The organism is Streptomyces sp. SID5464 (genome assembly GCF_009862985.1).
Taxonomy (GTDB): Bacteria; Actinomycetota; Actinomycetes; order Streptomycetales; family Streptomycetaceae; genus Streptomyces; species Streptomyces chartreusis_D.
This window is the reverse complement of sequence record NZ_WWIQ01000070.1, coordinates 12,368-29,307: the sequence shown is the minus strand read 5'-3', so window position 1 is coordinate 29,307 and position 16,940 is coordinate 12,368. Positions and strand designations below refer to the sequence as shown.

Here is a 16,940-nt window from a genome sequence, read left to right as displayed (position 1 = left end):
GTCAGCCCTCGTCGGGGACGGCTTCCGGGCGGGCATAGGTGCGGCCCTTCCAGGCCGCACCGCGTCCCCGGTAGTGCTGCACCGCGGAGTCGACGGTCATGAGGAGATAGAGGAACGCGGTGAACGGCAGCAGGGGAGCGAGCCACAGCGGCTGCCGGTAGTAGCGGAGCATCGGCACGTACGTCCCCGTCATGACCAGCCAGGCCAGCCCTCCGGCGACCGCTGCCGCCGCATTCCCCGACGCCAGGCCGGCCACCACCGCCACGGGCGGCACCAGATACACCAGCGCCAGCCCGGCTACCGTGCCGGCCAGCAGCAGGGGGTTGTGCCGCAGCTGGGCGTAGGCGCTGCGCGACACCATCCGCCACAGATCGCCCAGCCGCGGATACGGGCGCACGCTGTCCACCCGGTCGGCCAGCCCCAGCCAGACACGGCCGCCGCTGCCCTTCACCGCCCGCGCGAGAGCGACGTCGTCGATCACGGAGTGCCGGATCGCGTCAGGGATCCGCGCCCGCTCGGCCGCCGCAGTCCGCAGCAGGACACACCCACCGGCCGCGGCCGCCGTCCGAGCCCCCTTCTTCCCGATCCGGCGGAAGGGGTAGAGCTGAGCGAAGAAATAGACGAAGGCGGGTACGACGAGCCTCTCCCAGGTGCTCTCCACCCGCAGCCGGGCCATCTGCGAGACGACGTCGAACCCACCCGCACGGGCCGCCGCCACCAGCTCCCGCAGGCTGTCCGGCGCGTGCGCGATGTCGGCGTCCGTCAGCAGCAGGTACTCGGGGTCACGCGCACGGGCCAGGCCGATGCCGTGGCGCACCGCCCACAGCTTGCCGGTCCAGCCCGCGGGCGGCTCGCCCGGCGAGCCCACCGTCAGCGGCAGCCCGCCGATCCGGCGCGCCAGTTCACGCGCCAGGTCACCGGTGCCGTCCGTACTGCCGTCGTCGACGAGGAAGACCTCCGCACGCCCCGGATAGTCCTGTCCGAGCAGCGACGGCAGCGCGGCGGGCAGCACCGCCGCCTCGTCCCGGGCCGGGACGACGACGCACACCGACGGCCAGGCGTCCGGTTCCCGGCGCGACGGCAGTCGCACATCGGTGCGCCAGAAGAAGCCCTGACAGAGCAGCAGCCAGAGCCAGGCGAGAAGTGATCCAGCGGCAGTCCACACAACGGCGCTCACGCGCGAAGTCTGCCCCACCCGCACTGCCCGGGACCGCTCATCGTCTATCGTGACCGGGTGAAGATCGCGCTCATGGACTCCGGAATCGGTCTGCTGGCGGCCACCGCCGCGGTTCGGCGGCTGCGCCCCGACGCCGATCTCGTGCTCTCCCTGGATCCCGACGGAATGCCGTGGGGCCCGAGGACACCGGAAGACCTGACCGAGCGTGCCCTGGCCGTCGCCGAGGCGGCCGCCGCGCGCCGCCCCGACGCCCTGATCGTCGGCTGCAACACCGCGACGGTGCACGCGCTCACCGCCCTGCGTGCCCGCCTCGAACCGGAGCTTCCGGTCATCGGCACCGTCCCGGCGATCAAGCCGGCCGCGGCCGGCGGCGGACACCTCGCCATCTGGGCGACCCCGGCCACCACCGGCAGCACCTACCAGCGGACCTTGATCCGGGACTTCGCCGGCGGGGTTCCCGTCACCGAGGTGCCCTGCTGGGGCCTCGCCGAGGCCGTCGAACGCGCGGACGAGGCAGCGATCGACGCCGCCGTGTCCGCGGCCGCCGCGCTGACGCCTGACGAGGTGACCACCGTCGTCCTCGGCTGCACCCACTACGAACTGGTCGCCGAGCGCATCCGGGCCGCCGTCCAGCGCCCCGGCCGGCCGCCTCTCGTGCTGCACGGCTCCGCGGGCGCCGTGGCCGCGCAGGCCCTGCGCCGGCTCGGCCGGCAGCCCGCGCCGGGGGCCGCGCCGCACGGCACCCTGACCGTCCTGCTGAGCGGACGCGAGGGCGCGCTGCCCGCATCCGCCCTGGCGTATGACGAAGGACGGCTGTTGCAGGCGGTCACGCCGGCCGGCTGACCGCACCCGCCGCCCGGCGTCGTCGCCGTGCCGGATCCGCCCCGCCGACCGGCCGGCGCAGTAACGCTCCGCCACGAGGTACCAGCGGAGCGAAACCTGAGTAACCTCATAGCCATGAGGGACCACCGCCACGGCGAGAACGCTCCCCACGCGCACACCGACGTCTGGACCGGCCGGGCCACCAACCGGGTCCAGTGGCTGCTGGCGCTCATCGGTGCCGCCTGCATGGCGCTGGGCATCGAACTGGCCGTCGACTCGGCTTGGACGTCCGGCATCGCCCCGCTGGCCATGGCCGTGGTCGGCTGCATCGCCGCCGGGCTGCTGGTCCTCTTCGGAACGCTCGCCTTCGTGCACGTCGCCCTGCGGGTCGACGAGGAGCACCTGGAGGTGCGCTGCGGCCACATCGGACTGCCCCGCCGCCGTATCCCGCTGTCCCATGTGGCGGGCGCCACGTACATCTCGCACGTCACTCCCCGCCACTGGGGTGGCTGGGGCTATCGATGGCGGCCGGAGAAGGGCACCGCGGTGGTCGTGCGACGGGGCGAGGGCGTCGTGCTGGAGCTGTGGGACGGACACACCTTCACGGTCACCGTGGACGACGCGGAGGCGGCCGTACAGGTGATCAAGGCGCGGTTGGGGCGGACCAAGCCGGGCGCCCCCGCGCACTGAGCGGACGTCCTCTCACCACGCCGGGGCGCGTCCGGCGCCCCGGGGACGCGTGTCCGGTGTGCGGTGCGACGGTTCGTCGGTGAGCGGCCGCGCCGTGGCCATGCCCGCCAGCAGGCCCGCACCCACCGACACCGCGGTGAAGCTGAGCGCGTTGCCGAAGGCGGCTATGACCGCGAGCGCCGTCAGGGCCGCGCCCGCGGTGAGCACCACCGGGGTCGGGCGGGGGCTGCGCCACAGCGCGTACAGCACCCATCCGAACGCCGCCGCCAGCAGGACCACGCCGACGATGCCCTGTTCGGCCGCCTGCTGAAGGGGGGCCGAGTGGGGTTTGCCGTCGGACAGCAGTGACTGCGCGGACGTCGTGCTCAGCTCCCCGAAGCGCCCCGGGCCGACGCCCAGGGCGGGGTCGTCGCGCAGCAGATGCCATGCGTCCTGCCAGAGCCGCACCCGGTGCGGTGTCAGCCGCTCCTCCAGGGCGGCCACGAGCCCGCCCGGCACGGCCCGCGCCGCGACCGCCCAGGTCAGACCGGTCACCAGGACGGCGACGGTGCCCAGGACGGCGAGGCCGGCGCCGCGGTGACGGGTACGGCCGGCGGCCAGCGAGCACAACAGCACAGCGACGGATGTGACGCATCCGGTGGCCGAGCCGAGCACGGCCGCCAGCACCGCGGCCCCGGCGGCCGGCAGCCGCAGGGCGAACCGCACGGCCGGAACGGGAGCGGCCCAGGCCGCGCAGCACGCGGCACCGGCCGATAGCGTCAGCACGGCGGCCGTCGCCCCGGCATGCCCGAGAGGTGTGGTGATCTGCGGGCCCGGCGCGAGGTGCGGAACCGCCACGGTCAGCCCGATACCGGCCAGGGCCCCGGCGCAGGGCGCGCCGACCGGCAGCAGCGCCCCGCCGATCCGCCCGGCGGCGTACCCGGCCGCAACGGCCAGCACGGCGAGCAGCACACCCTCGGGCCGGCCGTCGTGCATCGCCGCCGTGATCAGTGACCAGCCGGCGCAGGCTCCCAGCACCACGACGCCGGCCGCGTCCACGACGATTCGTCTCTCACCGTCCGCGTCCTGCCCGGACGCGGACGTCAGCCCACTGGAACCCACCCCGCCCCGCCCCCGCACCACGTCGCCCCCGACCTGTGAAGACCCCGGCCGCTCGGGCCGTAACCGGCCGCACGACTGAGGCTTCGGCACACCGTAGCCGCTGGTGGACGGTTTGTGGATGTGTCGTGACGAAATGAGCAGGAACGTCGCGGCAGACCTGCGGCGAGGCTGTGACGCCGCTGCCACGTGGACCGCGCTGTCGGCGCCAAGGTCACTCGCCTTACACTCCGGGAGTGACCGTCACCGCAACCTCCGTCGGCGAGTCGGACCAGCTGGAGCCGCGGATCGCGCCAGGAGCGCGGACCTGGGCCCGGCGGCTCGTGCGCCTCCTCCCGGCCGCCGCAGCCGCGCTCTCCGGCCTGCTCCTCTACGTCAGCTTCCCGCCCCGCACCCTGTGGTGGCTCGCCCTGCCCGCCTTCGCGGTCTTCGGCTGGGTGCTGCGCGGCCGCGGCTGGAAGGCGGGGCTCGGCCTCGGCTACCTCTTCGGGCTCGGCTTCCTGCTGCCGCTGCTGGTGTGGACCGGAGTGGAGGTCGGACCGCTCCCCTGGGTCGCCCTCGTGGCGATCGAGGCGATCTTCGTCGCGCTGGTCGGCGCGGGCGTCGCCGTCGTGTCGAAGCTGCCCGGATGGCCGGTGTGGGCTGCCGCCGTGTGGGTCGCCGGCGAGGCGGCACGCGCGCGCGTGCCGTTCGACGGCTTCCCCTGGGGGAAGATCGCGTTCGGGCAGGCGGACGGCGTGTTCCTGCCGCTCGCCGCGGTGGGCGGCACCCCGGTGCTCGGCTTCGCGGTGGTCCTCTGCGGCTTCGGACTGTACGAGGTCGTCCGCCTCACCGTGGCGTGGCGGCGCACCGGCACGGTGCGCCGGGCCGCGGCGGCCGTGGGGCTGCTGAGCCTGGCCGTCCCGGTCGTGGCGGCCGTGGCGGCCCGGCCGCTGGTCAGCGACAAGGCCGAGGACGGCAGCGTGACCGTCGCGGCGATCCAGGGCAACGTGCCCCGGGCGGGGCTGGAGTTCAACGCCCAGCGGCGGGCCGTGCTCGACAACCACGCGCGCGAGACGGAACGCCTGGCCGCGGAGGTCGAGGCCGGCAAGGTCCCACGGCCCGACTTCGTGCTGTGGCCGGAGAACTCCTCCGACGTCGATCCGTTCGCCAACCCCGACGCCCGTGCCGTGATCGACGCAGCGGCCAAGGCCATCGGCGTGCCCATCTCGGTCGGCGGCGTCGTGGAGCGCGACGGCAAGCTCTACAACGAGCAGATCCTGTGGGACCCGGTAAAGGGCCCCGTCGACACCTACGACAAGCGTCAGATCCAGCCGTTCGGCGAGTACCTCCCGCTGCGCACGCTCGTCGGGGCGATCAACAAGAACTGGACGGAGATGGCCCGCCAGGACTTCAGCCGCGGCACCAAGCCGGGCGTGTTCACCATGGACGGCGCCAAGGTCGGTCTCGTCACCTGCTACGAGGCGGCCTTCGACTGGACCGTGCGCTCCGAGGTCACCGACGGCGCCCAGATGATCTCCGTGCCGAGCAACAACGCCACCTTCGACCGCAGCGAGATGACCTACCAGCAGCTCGCCATGTCCCGCGTCCGCGCGGTGGAGCACAGCCGGACCGTGGTCGTGCCGGTGACCAGCGGTGTCAGCGCGATCATCATGCCGGACGGGAAGATCACGCAGAAGACCGGCATGTTCGTCGCCGACTCCCTGGTGCAGAAGGTGCCGCTGCGCTCCTCGCAGACCCCCGCCACACAGCTCGGCGTCCTGCCGGAGATCGCCCTCGTGCTGGTCGCGGCCGGCGGACTGGGGTGGGCCGTCCGCGCCGGTCTGCGCGGGCGACGCGCCGGTGACGTGTAGCCGTACGCCGGTCGCACACCGCTTGAAACCCGCCGGGGCGCCGCAACCCGCCCAGTAGGGTCGGGGCCATGGCTACTCCCGACTTCATCCGCACCCTCCGCGCCTCGGCCGGTCACCAGCTGCTCTGGCTCCCCGGAGTCACCGCCATCGTCTTCGACGACGAGGGCAGAGTGCTGCTCAACCGCCGGTCCGACACCCGCAAGTGGTCCGTGGTGGGCGGCATCCCGGAACCGGGGGAGCAGCCGACGGCCTGCGCCGTACGGGAGGTCTACGAGGAGACGGCCGTGCACTGCGTCGCCGAACGGGTCGTCCTCGTCCAGGCACTGGAACCCGTCACCTACGGGAACGGCGACATCTGCCAGTTCATGGACATCACCATCCGTTGCCGTGCCACCGGCGGTGAGGCGCGGGTCAACGACGACGAATCGCTGGACGTGGGCTGGTTCGACATCGACGCCCTGCCCGAGCTGGACGAGTTCGGGCTGTTCCGGATCAAGCAGGCTCTGTCGGACGCCCCCACATGGTTCGACCCCACTGCATCCGGCTGAACTGTAGGGCGTGACCACATGGGGCGCGGCAGTGGTGCTGCCTAGGGTCGAGGCATGACCGCGCCCCGTTTTCCGGCTCCCCAAGCCTCCCCGCTCGACCTCGGCGGCCGCACCGCGCTCGTCACCGGCGCCGCCGGCGGCATCGGCCGCGCCTGCGCGCTGCGGCTCGCGGCCGCCGGGGCGAAGGTGAGAGCGGTCGACCGGGACGCCGCGGGCCTGGAGGCGCTCGCGGGACAGGGCCGCGACCTCGCGGGCACCGTTGAACCGCACGTCCTCGACCTCACCGACCTGGACGCCGCCGAACTCGCCGCCGCGGGCACCGACGTCCTCGTCAACAACGCCGGGCTCCAGCTCGTGCGCCCCATCGAGGAGTTCCCGCCCGACGTCTTCCACACGGTGCTCACCGTGATGCTGGAGGCACCCTTCCGGCTCATCCGCGGTGCGCTGCCCCACATGTACGGACAGGGATGGGGCCGCATCGTGAATGTGTCGTCCGTCCACGGGCTGCGCGCCTCGGCCTACAAGTCGGCCTATGTTGCCGCCAAACACGGGCTGGAGGGACTCTCCAAGACCACCGCCCTCGAAGGCGCGCCACACGGTGTCACCTCGAACTGTGTGAACCCCGCCTATGTGCGCACCCCACTGGTCGAGAAGCAGCTCGCCGACCAGGCCCGGGCGCACGGCATCCCCGAGGAGCGCGTCCTGTCCGAGGTGCTGCTCCAGGACAGTGCCGTCAAGCGGCTCATAGAGCCGGAGGAGGTCGCCGAGGCCGTGGCGTATCTGTGCGGTCCGCAGGCGTCCTTCGTGACCGGTACCTCACTCGTGCTCGACGGCGGCTGGACCGCCCACTGAGCCTCCGGCCCGTCCGCCCGGGAGTTGTCCACAGGGCTGACGGGACGGCCCGGTCATGGTGAATCCTGTGAGCATGTCCAGCGATCACGTGCAGCCGGCCGAGCGCTCCGCCGGCCTCGCCGAACCGCCGCCGAGCGGCGCGGAGACGCCGTATCTCGAGCTCCTGGCCCGGGGCGCGTCCGCCGACGCATACGAGCAGCCGGTCCTGCTCGCGCGTGCCGAAGGCCGCCCGGCGGAGTGGATCGCCGCGCTCCAGCGGGCCAAGCCGCTCGCCCTGCGCGTCCGCTCGGAGCTGGAGGGACGGCGCCGCCGCGAGGCCGAGCTGTCCGCACTGTTCGAGACCGCCCACGACCTCGCCGGGCTGCGCGACCTCGACGCCGTACTCCAGGCGATCGTGCAGCGCGCCCGGTCGCTGCTGGGCACGGACGTCGCCTACCTCAGCCTCAACGACCCGGCGAGGGGCGACACCTACATGCGGGTCACCGAGGGCTCGGTCGCGGCCCGGTTCCAGCAGTTGCGGCTCGGCATGGGGGAGGGGCTCGGCGGCCTGGTCGCACAGACCGCACGTCCCTATGTCACCGACGACTACTTCAAGGACGACCGCTTCCAGCACACCCGCACCATCGACGCCGGCGTGCGGGACGAGGGGCTGGTGGCCATCCTCGGCGTGCCGCTCACGCTCGGGCACCACGTCATCGGCGTGCTGTTCGCCGCGGACCGCCGCGCCCGGGTCTTCGAGCGGGAGCAGATCGCCCTGCTGGGCTCCTTCGCCGCCCTCGCCGCGGCCGCCATCGACACCGCCAACCTGCTCGCCGAGACCCGGTCGGCCCTCGCCGAGCTGGAGCGGGCCAACGAGATCATCCAGGACCGCAGCGGCGTCATCGAGCGCGCCTCCGACGTGCACGACCGGCTCGCCGAGCTCGTCCTGCGCGGCGGCGGGGTCCACGACGTGGCCACCGCCGTCGCCGAAGTCCTCGACGGCACGGTCGAGTTCACCGAGGCCGACGCGGCACCGGCCGAGGCCCTGGAGGCGTCCCGCGCGGAGGGCCACGCCGTGCGGCACGAGGACGACTGGATCGCCGCCGTCGCCGCCGGCGGAGAACTGCTCGGCGCACTCGTGCTGCGCGGCCACCCGGGGCTCGACCCCGTCGACCAGCGCACCCTGGAGCGTGCCGCCATGGTCACCTCCCTGCTGCTCCTGGCCCGCAGGTCCGCCGCCGAGGCCGAACAACGCGTCCGCGGTGAGCTCCTGGACGACCTGCTCGACGCCCGCGACCGCGATCCGCGACTGCTGCGAGAGCGCGCGGCCCGCCTCCATGCCGACCTCGACGCCGTCCACGTGGTGCTGGCGGCGCGCCCGGAGGACGACGCGCCCGACGCCGACCAGGAGGCGGACGCCCGCAGACGCCTGGCCGCCGCCGCGTCCCACCTCGCCGCGACCCGACACGGCCTGGCCGCCGCGCGCGACGGCGGTACCGTCCTGCTGCTGCCCCTCGACCCCGGCGACACCGCCACCGAACTGGCCCGCCGGGCTGCCCGGCACCTGGGCACAGCGGTCCACGCACCGGTCACCGTCGGCGCCTCCGCACCCACCGGGAACCTCGCCGCCCGCCCCGACGCCATAGCCACGGCCTACGCCGAGGCCCGGCGCTGCCTCGACGCCCTGCGGCTCCTCGGCCGCTCCGGCGACGGGGCCGCCGCCGAGGACTTCGGCTTCCTCGGGCTGCTCCTGGCCGGCGACCGGGACATCCCCGGCTTCGTCGACCGCACCATCGGCCAGGTCGTCGCGTACGACCGACGACGCGGCACCGAATTGCTGCGCACCCTCGACGCGTACTTCGCCTGCGGCATGAGCCCGGCCCGCACCAAGGACGAACTGCACGTCCATGTGAACACGGTCGCCCAGCGCCTGGAGCGCGTCGGCCGTCTCCTCGGCGACGACTGGCAGAGCCCGGCCCGCGCCCTGGAGATCCAACTCGCCCTGCGCCTGCACCGGCTGTCGGCGCCGGAACGGCACTGACCCCCGTGCGCGGGAACGGACGCAGGGGGTCGGTGCCCGGACAGCTCAGCGAGTCCGGGCGTCCGCCGCCGGTGCCGCGGTCCGGTCCGCGTCGGCGGGAGGGGCGACGTCGGCCAGATCCCGGTGGCGGGTCTCCTTGGCCGCCGCCACCGCGATCACCGTGAGCACGGCGGCGGCGATGACGTACAGGGCGATCGGCGTGGAGCTGCCGTAGTCGGACAGCAGCGCGGTGGCGATCAGCGGCGCGGGCGCGCCCGCTGCGACCGAGGCGAACTGGGCGCCGATGGACGCGCCGGAGTAGCGCATCCGCGTCGCGAACATCTCGGAGAAGAACGCGGCCTGGGGCGCGTACATCGCCCCGTGCAGCACCAGCCCCACCGTGACGGCGAGGATCAGGTTGCCGAAGCCGCCGGTGTCGATCAGCGAGAAGAACGGGAACATCCACAGCCCGACCCCGACCGCACCCACCAGATACACGGGTCGGCGGCCGATCCGGTCGGACAGCGCACCCCACGCCGGGATGGCGGCGAAGTGCACGGCTGAGGCGATCAGTACGGCGTTGAGCGCGGTCTGCTTGGAGACGCCGGCCGAGGTGGTGGCGTAGACGAGGATGAACGCGGTGATGACGTAGTAGCTGATGTTCTCCGCCATGCGCGCGCCCATCGCGACCAGCACGTCACGCCAGTGATGCCGCAGCACGGCGACGAGCGGCAGCTTCTCGGCAACCGCGGCCCGGTCCGCCTTGCGGGCCTCGGCCTGCGCCAACGCCTGCTTGAAGACGGGCGATTCATCGACAGACAGACGAATCCACAAACCGACGATCACCAGCACGCCGGAGAGCAGGAACGGGATCCGCCAGCCCCAGCTGCCGAACGCGGCGTCCGACAGCACGGCGGTCAGCAGGGACAGCACACCGGTGGCGAGGAGTTGCCCCGCCGGTGCGCCGGTCTGCGGCCACGAGGCCCAGAAGCCACGCCGCCGCGCGTCCCCGTGCTCCGACACCAGCAGCACCGCACCGCCCCATTCGCCGCCGAGCGCGAACCCCTGGACCAGCCGGAGCACGGTGAGCAGGACCGGTGCGGCCGTACCGAGGGTGGCGTACGTGGGCAGCAGCCCGATGGCGAAGGTCGCCCCGCCCATCAGCAGCAGACTCAGCACCAGCAGCTTCTTGCGCCCGAGCCGGTCACCGTAGTGCCCGAACACCAGCGCACCCAGCGGCCGGGCGGCGAACCCGACCGCGTACGTCAGGAACGACAGCAGCGTGCCGACGAGGGGGTCGGAGTTCGGGAAGAACAGCTTGTTGAAGACCAGCGCGGCGGCGGAGCCGTAGAGGAAGAAGTCGTACCACTCGATGGTGGTGCCGATGAGGCTGGCGGCGACGATGCGACGGAGGTTCGCGGGTGGTGGGGTAGCGGTGGTTGCGGAGGTCATGCGCGCCACTTCCTCGTGTGCGGTGGGGACGGGTATGTGTTCGCACACCGTAGGAACGTGCAGGTCAGCGGCACATGTGGTGGGGCGACATAGTTCGGGGCGTGGCTATGCGTCGGACCACCATGCCCGCTCGCGGAGCGGCGACTGAGAAGCTTGGAGAAGGGTGAAATGGGTTGTGTCCGGGAAGCGTAGTTGGGGGTGATTTGGCGGTGGCGTGCTGACTCCCGTGCCGGTTTGGTGCTGACTGGATTCCCACGTCATCTGCGCAGGGTGCTGGGGGAATGATCAAGCGCCTCGTCCGACCGGCGATCCTCGTATCGGCTACGGTGTTGCTGTTATGGTGCTGGCGAGGAGGTCGGACGTTCCGTGGCAGAAACTGGTCCTGCGCGAGCAGGCACGAGGGCATCGGCTCGGCGTTCTCCGGGGCGGCCGCCCGTGCCGTTGGAGCGCATCGTCGCCACCGCACTGCGGATCGTGGAGGAGGAGGGCTCCGACGCTCTCTCGATGCGGACGCTGGCCCAGCGTCTGGGCTCGGGCACGGCGACGCTGTACCGGCACTTCGACAACCGGGCAGCTCTGGTCGCTCATGTCGTGGACCGCATGTTCGGCAGCGTGGAGCTGAACGGTGACGAACTCCTCGCGCTGGGCTGGGAGCGGGCGCTGCGGACGGTCGCGCACACCATGTTCGACGCCTTGGCCCGGCACCGTAACGCGGCACGCCTGCTGGTCGAGCAGATTCCCATGGGACCGAACGCCATGGCATTGCGGGAGCGCTGTGTCGCGGTGCTGCTCGACAGTGGTTTCCCGCCGCGAGTGGCCGCGTACGCGTACGCGACTCTGGCCCGCTACGTCCTCGGGTTCGCCGTGCAGGTCAACGGGCATGGCGGCGCAGGACAAGCCGACGACGCAGAGTCGGCGGCCGTCTTTCAGAGCGTGGATCCGGACCTGTTCCCGGCCACCGTGACCGTGGCCGGGGTGATGCCGGTTCCGATCGAGGACGAGTTCTCCTTCGGCCTCGAACTTCTTCTCAGCGGGCTTGCCCATCTGCGTGACGAGGCCTGACCGAGCGACGTGATCGCTAGGACACGTTCTGGAAACGCACCGCTCCATCGGGCAGATCCCGCTCCGTGGTCAGCGGCAGCTCCACAGAAGTGAGCATGTCCCGGTAGCGTTCCGCCAGTTGGGAAGGCTGCTTTCTGCTGAAGACCACCAGCTCCCGGAAGTAGCCGGTCCCGATCCGCCGTGCATGGCGCGACCAGCGCAGAGGCACCGCGTTCTCCGGTGCCACCGTCACACCGATCCCCTCGACCGCGAACAGGAGCGCCGCCGACACCTGGCCGGTGCGCGCCACGGCACGCGGAGTGAAGCCGAAGTGGCCCGCCAGCCGGTCCACCACTTCGCTCATGCCCTGTTCCTGCTCATAGAGCACCCAGTCGGCAGCGGCCAGTTCGGCCGGGCTCGCCGAGGTGTCGGCCGGGTACTCGGCGGAGCCGATCACCACCATCTCCTCGTACCCGAGGGAATGGACCGGCCCTTCCCACAGGTGGGGTCGTGGACCGACTGCGATGTCGCCCTGTCCGCTGCGCATGGCCTCTTCGAGGTCCCGGCGGTGTGAGTAGTCGTGCAGCCGCAGCACCGTCGAGGGGTACGTCGAGTGCCAGCGGGCCGCGGAGGGCGGCAGGATGCCCGAGGCGACGGACCGTACGGTCAGGACGTGGACGTCGCCTTTGCGGCCCTCGACCACCTCGCGTACCGAGTCCCGGGCGTCCTGGACGACGCGGAGGACGTCCTGCGCCCGCGGCAGGAAGACCCGGCCGGCGGGGGTCAGCGTCACGCCCTGCCGGCCGCGTTCCAGCAGCACCGCACCCAGCTCTTTTTCCAGAGCACCGATCTGCTGGGAGAGCGAGGGCTGAGTGACATAGAGCCGCGCGGCCGCTCCACTGAAGGAGCCCGCCTCCCACACCGCGAGGAAGTACTCCAGCTGACGTAGCTGCATCTGATCAAGCTACTGGAGCGGGCGTCGCCGTCCCGCATGCGGTGAGCCGACAGAGCCCGGCGAGGTGACGCGGAGCCGTGCGGCCGCGCTGCAGGCGGGGGTCATGCCGTGACCACGACCCTGCTGTCCTTGCGGGCCAGTCGGGTCAGCAGGTAGTCGACCTCGCCGCGGGCACGCGCAGACAGCGCCGCCCCGGGCATGCGCTGGATGTCGGAGGCCAGGATCCCGCGACGCTTCATCACGTACTTGCGCACCGCCAGGCCGACGCCCGGTTGCTGTTCGTAGCGCAGCAGCGGCAGGTGGGCGTCGAAGAGGTCATGGGCGGCCTCACGGTCGCCGGCGGCGGTGAGGCGTACCACGTCGACGAGGAGTTCGGGCACGCAGTAGCCCGTCATGGCACCGTCGGCTCCGCGCTCCGTCTCGAAATCCAGGAAGAGCCCGCCGTTTCCGCACAGGATCGACAGCCGGGGCATCGCTCCGTCGGCCTGCAGCCGCCGGAGCGTGCTGATCTTCTCCAGGCCCGGCCAGTCCTCGTGCTTCAGCATCACGCATCCGGGCGCGACACCGGCGATGCGGGCGATGACGGAGGGGGACATGACGACGGAGAACGAGAGCGGGTAGTCCTGGATCACGAACGGCACATCCTCGCCGATGGCGGCCGACGCTCCCTCGTAGTAGCTCACGATCTGATCGTCGGTCCGCAGCGTGTTCGGCGGAGCGATCATGACACCGCAGGCACCGGCTGACATGACGTCAGCCGTCAGGGCCCGCATGGCGGCGTAGCCGGGTGCGGAGACACCCACGACGATCGGCAGGTCGGTGCGCTTGATGACGTACTGGACGATGCACACGCTCTCGTCGTGGGAGAGCTTGGGGGCTTCACCCATCTGGCCCAGCAGGGTCAATCCGGTGACACCGGCGGATCCGTAGAAATCGATCAGCCGGCTGAGTGAATCGAAGTCGATCGCACCCGATTCGTCGAAGGGCGTCGGTGCGATGGCGTAGACGCCGGTGGTGTCGCGGGACAGCGCTGCCATTTCTGCCTCCTTGAATCCTGATTCCTGCTTTCAGAGGCTCGCGATGAGACCGCCGTCGACACGAATGACCGAGCCCGTGATGTAAGAGGCCTGACTGCTTGCGAGAAAAGCGACGGCAGCGGCGTATTCGCGCGGTTCACCGTAGCGGCCCACGGGGATGGAAGCGACACTCTCGGCGGAGATCTCCTCGACGGACCTCCACTCCCGCTCGGCCTTGGCCCGGTCCAGGAACTTCGTCCGCTGGGTGCCGATCCGGCCGGGAACGACCACATTGCAGGTGACGCCGTCGGCCGCTACTTCCCGGGCCAGCGTCTTGGACCAGCCGAGCAGGCTGCCACGCAGGGCGTTCGACAGCCCGAGGTCGGGTATGGGGGCGATCACGCCGGAACTGGCGCTGGTGACGATCCTGCCCCAGCCGCGGCTCCTCATCAGCGGCGCGACCCGGTCGGTGATCGCGATCACCGACATCACCATGGACCGGAAGTGCTGCAGCCAGATCTCCGGATCCTGCCCGCCCACCGGCGAGGGCGGCGGTCCTCCCGTGTTGTTGACCAGGATGTCCACAGGGCCGAGAACCCCCTCGACCGTCGTGACGTGCCGGTCGATCGCGTCCAGATCCCCAAGGTCCCATTCCAGGGACACGGCCTTTCCGCCCAGGCCGGCCACCGCTTCGACGGTGCGCTCGGCAGCCTGCGGACTGATGTCCGCCACGGCGACACCGGCGCCCTCCGCGGCGAGGGCCTGCGCAATGGCGCCGCCGAGACCCCCACCTCCGCCCAGCACCAGTGCGGTCTTGCCTGAGATTCCCAGATCCACAGCTTCACTCCTCGGGCGGGGCCCCGTTCCTCGGCCGTACGGCCGACGGCGATGTCCGCCGTTTCCGGACGACTCTGCCATGGGCCCGCGGTGAGCCTCCAATAGGAATTGCTCGCGATGCGTATAAGGGATGCCTATGCGCCAGGGATGGGAAATCGGCGTAGCCGACGTGCACGATGGTGTGGGGAAAAGGACTGTTTCGATTCGCTGATTCCCGACGCATGCCCATGGCCGTGACTGGAGGCCCTATGTCCTTGCCGAAAACCATGCAGGCCGCGGTGCTGGGTGAACCCGGCACCCTCGCCGTCACGACGCTGCCTGTGCCGCGGGTGGGGCCGGAAGATGTCCTGGTGCAGGTCCGCAGGGCGTCCCTGTGCGGAACGGACCTCAAGATCCGAAGCCGGCACTTCTTCAAGGACGGCGGCCCCCCTGCGGGCGAGTTCGTCCCGGGCCACGAATACGCGGGCGTCGTGGCTGCGGTGGGCAGCGCCGTGGACGAACTCCGCGTCGGTGACCGGGTCGTGACGGAGGCTCACCGCGGCTGCACGCGCTGCGCCAACTGCCTGGCCGGGGCCTACACGGACTGCCTCAACTACGGCCTGCGGCACACCGGACACCGAGCGCAGGGGATGACCGTCAACGGCGGCTTCGCACAGTACGCGCTCAATCACGTGGCCACCCTCCACCGGCTGCCGGACACAGTCGACTTCGACGAGGCAGTCGTCCTGAGCACCGTGGGTACCGTGATGCACGCGTTCGACGTCCTGGACACCCTTCTCGTGGGGTCTACGGTCGCTGTGGTCGGTCCCGGGCCGATAGGCCTGCTCGCAGCGCAAGTGGCCCGTGAACTCGGGGCAACCGTCGCCCTGGTCGGCACCCGGGAAGCGAGGCTGGCCATCGGCAAGTCCTTCGGCGCGGACCTGGTCGTCAACTCCCGGGAACAGGACGCCGTCGCCGCCGTCCGGGAGGCGACCGACGGGATCGGCGCCGACATCGTGCTGGAATGCTCGGGCGCCCCGAGTGCGGTGGATGACGCCCTGCGCATGGCCAAACGGTCCGGGAAGGTCGTCCTGGTCGGGTTCTTCGAGCAGCCCGTGCAGGCCGACCTGAACCACGCAGTGATGAACGGCATCTCGATCCAGACGGTCCGAGGGGAGGGCACCGGCTCGCTGGCCCGCGCCGTGGCCCTCGCGGCCCGCGGTCGGCTCCGCACCGCGGAACTGGTCACCCACCACTTCGCGTTGAGCGACGTCTCTGAGGCCTTCGACACCTACGCCGAGCGCCGGGGCAACGCCATCAAGGTCATGCTGGACATCTCCGAGGACCCGGAGTCCATCCGTGCCCGGTGACGGAGCAGCTCCGGTGCCCGACGTCCCGGCAGCCGGGCGGGAGAAGGCGGCGACCGCCATGGGCGAGGCCGCCGCCGCCTGGCTGGGCAGTCTGAGCGAGGACCAACTGCCGCTCGCCGCCTACGATTCTCCTCTCCACCCGGAGGCGGAGGCCGAGCGGCTGCGCTGGTTCTACACCCCGACGGAACATGGCGGGCTTGCCATCCGGGACCAGAGTCCCCGGCAACAGAGCCTGGCCATGCAACTGGTGGCCACCGGACTGTCCATTGCGGGCTACGCCACGGTCACCACCGTGATGGGTCTGGAAAACGTGCTGGACCGACTGGAAGGATGGACCGTTCACTGGGGTCGGCAGCGCGGGCGGGACCCCGGCTTGTACTGGCTCAGGATCTTCGGCCGCCCTGGCGATCGCATCTGGGCATGGCGACTCGGCGGCCACCATGTCTCCCTGAACAACCTCGTCGTCGCCGGTCGGCTCGTCTCCACGACCCCCTGCTTCATCGGCGCCGACCCGGCCACGACCGAGCTGATCGGAGGCACCCTGCGTCCCCTCCAGGGCCCCGAGGACACCGCGCGCCAACTGGCCCGTGCCCTCGACGCAGATCAGTTCCGGCAAGCCCTGCTCCACCCGTCCGCCGTGTCCGACATCGTCTCCGGCAACCGGCCACACGTCCGGCACGGCGACACGATGATGCACATGCAGGACCTGTGGCGGGGGCAGTTCGAAGATCCTGACCTGGACCGGCTCGTCAACGACATCGACCGCCGGGCGGAGGCGGGCAGCGGTTACACCGACAGCGACCACGCACGAGTGGCCATCACGATTCCCCCCAAAGGCATCGGCGGCCGCGATCTCAACGAAGAACAGCGGCACCTGCTGCGCCGTCTCGTAGCCCTCTACACCGGACGGGCACCGGAGCTCCTCGCCGACGCCTACGCCACCCACTACGCCTCGGACACTGTCCTCGACCTGGTCCACTTCGGCTGGGCAGGCGGCACGGAGGTCGGGGAACCGCACTACTACCGGGTGCAGGACCCCCGCATCCTGATCGAGTACGACAACACGCAACGCCACGCGAACCACGCTCACTCGGTGTGGCGTGACCTGGCCTCCGACTTCGGACTGGACGTGCTGGCCGAACACCGGGCCCACATCGCACACGAGTGAGGCGTGCACGGGGAGCGTCCCGTACGCCCCTCGTGCCGCTGCCCGCGACACCTTCGTTCACCGTCTCCGGAATCTCGCCAGGA

General features: G+C 71.5%; 15 protein-coding genes. 9 read left to right on the top strand and 6 right to left on the bottom strand.

Annotated features, from left to right (window positions below; genetic code table 11):
- Position 1: 1 nt before the first annotated feature.
- Complete coding sequence (locus tag GTY47_RS32455) at positions 2–1,195, bottom strand: glycosyltransferase (RefSeq protein WP_029181402.1); 1,194 nt, start codon at positions 1,193–1,195, stop codon at positions 2–4.
- A gap of 39 nt (positions 1,196–1,234) precedes the next feature.
- On the opposite strand from GTY47_RS32455, the gene GTY47_RS32450 reads away from it, so the two are divergent.
- A complete protein-coding gene (locus tag GTY47_RS32450) occupies positions 1,235–2,020 on the top strand; it encodes an aspartate/glutamate racemase family protein (protein ID WP_029181401.1) in 786 nt (261 codons plus the stop codon).
- A gap of 114 nt (positions 2,021–2,134) precedes the next feature.
- Positions 2,135–2,689: a hypothetical protein gene (locus GTY47_RS32445; protein WP_010043224.1), complete on the top strand. Its 555-nt coding sequence runs from the start codon at positions 2,135–2,137 to the stop codon at positions 2,687–2,689.
- A gap of 12 nt (positions 2,690–2,701) precedes the next feature.
- Here GTY47_RS32445 and GTY47_RS32440 read toward each other — a convergent pair whose 3' ends face one another.
- A complete protein-coding gene (locus GTY47_RS32440) occupies positions 2,702–3,790 on the bottom strand; it encodes an O-antigen ligase family protein (RefSeq protein WP_029181400.1) in 1,089 nt (362 codons plus the stop codon).
- 233 nt (positions 3,791–4,023) lie between these two features.
- Between GTY47_RS32440 and lnt the strand changes: the two genes are divergently transcribed.
- The 4 genes from lnt (at position 4,024) to GTY47_RS32420 (ending at position 9,060) form a co-directional block, all read left to right on the top strand.
- A complete protein-coding gene (lnt, locus tag GTY47_RS32435; protein WP_010043218.1) occupies positions 4,024–5,640 on the top strand; it encodes an apolipoprotein N-acyltransferase in 1,617 nt (538 codons plus the stop codon).
- A 68-nt stretch (positions 5,641–5,708) separates the two neighbouring features.
- Positions 5,709–6,188 (top strand): NUDIX domain-containing protein, encoded by a 480-nt coding sequence (locus GTY47_RS32430; protein WP_010043216.1) that lies wholly within the window; start codon positions 5,709–5,711, stop codon positions 6,186–6,188.
- A gap of 54 nt (positions 6,189–6,242) precedes the next feature.
- Positions 6,243–7,040, top strand: coding sequence for a 3-hydroxybutyrate dehydrogenase (locus tag GTY47_RS32425; RefSeq protein ID WP_010043213.1), 798 nt, complete (start codon positions 6,243–6,245; stop codon positions 7,038–7,040).
- A gap of 73 nt (positions 7,041–7,113) precedes the next feature.
- On the top strand, positions 7,114–9,060 hold the full coding sequence (locus tag GTY47_RS32420) for a GAF domain-containing protein (RefSeq protein WP_010043211.1): 1,947 nt from the start codon (positions 7,114–7,116) through the stop codon (positions 9,058–9,060).
- Positions 9,061–9,105: 45 nt separating this feature from the next.
- Here GTY47_RS32420 and GTY47_RS32415 read toward each other — a convergent pair whose 3' ends face one another.
- Positions 9,106–10,491, bottom strand: coding sequence for an MFS transporter (locus tag GTY47_RS32415; RefSeq protein WP_010043208.1), 1,386 nt, complete (start codon positions 10,489–10,491; stop codon positions 9,106–9,108).
- A 435-nt stretch (positions 10,492–10,926) separates the two neighbouring features.
- Here GTY47_RS32415 and GTY47_RS32410 point away from each other — a divergent pair, with 435 nt between their 5' ends.
- Positions 10,927–11,553, top strand: a complete 627-nt coding sequence (locus GTY47_RS32410) for a TetR/AcrR family transcriptional regulator (protein WP_010043206.1) — start codon at positions 10,927–10,929, stop codon at positions 11,551–11,553.
- Positions 11,554–11,569: 16 nt separating this feature from the next.
- Here the strand turns inward: GTY47_RS32410 and GTY47_RS32405 are convergent, their stop codons facing one another.
- From GTY47_RS32405 to GTY47_RS32395, 3 genes are all read right to left on the bottom strand, one after another.
- Positions 11,570–12,487, bottom strand: a complete 918-nt coding sequence (locus GTY47_RS32405) for a LysR family transcriptional regulator (protein ID WP_010043204.1) — start codon at positions 12,485–12,487, stop codon at positions 11,570–11,572.
- Between the two features lie 101 nt (positions 12,488–12,588).
- Entirely contained in the window at positions 12,589–13,524 is a 936-nt protein-coding gene (locus tag GTY47_RS32400) for a dihydrodipicolinate synthase family protein (RefSeq protein WP_010043202.1), read from the bottom strand.
- Between the two features lie 30 nt (positions 13,525–13,554).
- Positions 13,555–14,340 carry an SDR family oxidoreductase gene (locus tag GTY47_RS32395; RefSeq protein ID WP_010043199.1) on the bottom strand — a complete coding sequence of 262 codons (786 nt, stop codon included), beginning with the start codon at positions 14,338–14,340 and terminating at the stop codon, positions 13,555–13,557.
- 248 nt (positions 14,341–14,588) lie between these two features.
- Between GTY47_RS32395 and GTY47_RS32390 the strand changes: the two genes are divergently transcribed.
- The gene (locus tag GTY47_RS32390; RefSeq protein WP_158688438.1) at positions 14,589–15,689 is read left to right on the top strand and encodes a zinc-binding dehydrogenase; all 1,101 of its coding nucleotides are present in this window, start codon (positions 14,589–14,591) and stop codon (positions 15,687–15,689) included.
- Positions 15,690–15,702: 13 nt separating this feature from the next.
- Complete coding sequence (locus GTY47_RS32385) at positions 15,703–16,857, top strand: DUF3500 domain-containing protein (protein ID WP_010043195.1); 1,155 nt, start codon at positions 15,703–15,705, stop codon at positions 16,855–16,857.
- Positions 16,858–16,940 lie beyond the last annotated feature (83 nt).

Bases quoted from the DNA above. Each gene is read 5' to 3' on its own strand.
- GTY47_RS32445 (WP_010043224.1), top strand. From the start codon at position 2,135: ATGAGGGACCACCGCCACGGCGAGAACGCTCCCCACGCGCACACCGAC.
- GTY47_RS32430 (WP_010043216.1), top strand. From the start codon at position 5,709: ATGGCTACTCCCGACTTCATCCGCACCCTCCGCGCCTCGGCCGGTCAC.
- GTY47_RS32425 (WP_010043213.1), top strand. From the start codon at position 6,243: ATGACCGCGCCCCGTTTTCCGGCTCCCCAAGCCTCCCCGCTCGACCTC.
- GTY47_RS32420 (WP_010043211.1), top strand. From the start codon at position 7,114: ATGTCCAGCGATCACGTGCAGCCGGCCGAGCGCTCCGCCGGCCTCGCC.
- GTY47_RS32415 (WP_010043208.1), bottom strand. From the start codon at position 10,491: ATGACCTCCGCAACCACCGCTACCCCACCACCCGCGAACCTCCGTCGC.
- GTY47_RS32405 (WP_010043204.1), bottom strand. From the start codon at position 12,487: ATGCAGCTACGTCAGCTGGAGTACTTCCTCGCGGTGTGGGAGGCGGGC.
- GTY47_RS32400 (WP_010043202.1), bottom strand. From the start codon at position 13,524: ATGGCAGCGCTGTCCCGCGACACCACCGGCGTCTACGCCATCGCACCG.
- GTY47_RS32390 (WP_158688438.1), top strand. From the start codon at position 14,589: ATGTCCTTGCCGAAAACCATGCAGGCCGCGGTGCTGGGTGAACCCGGC.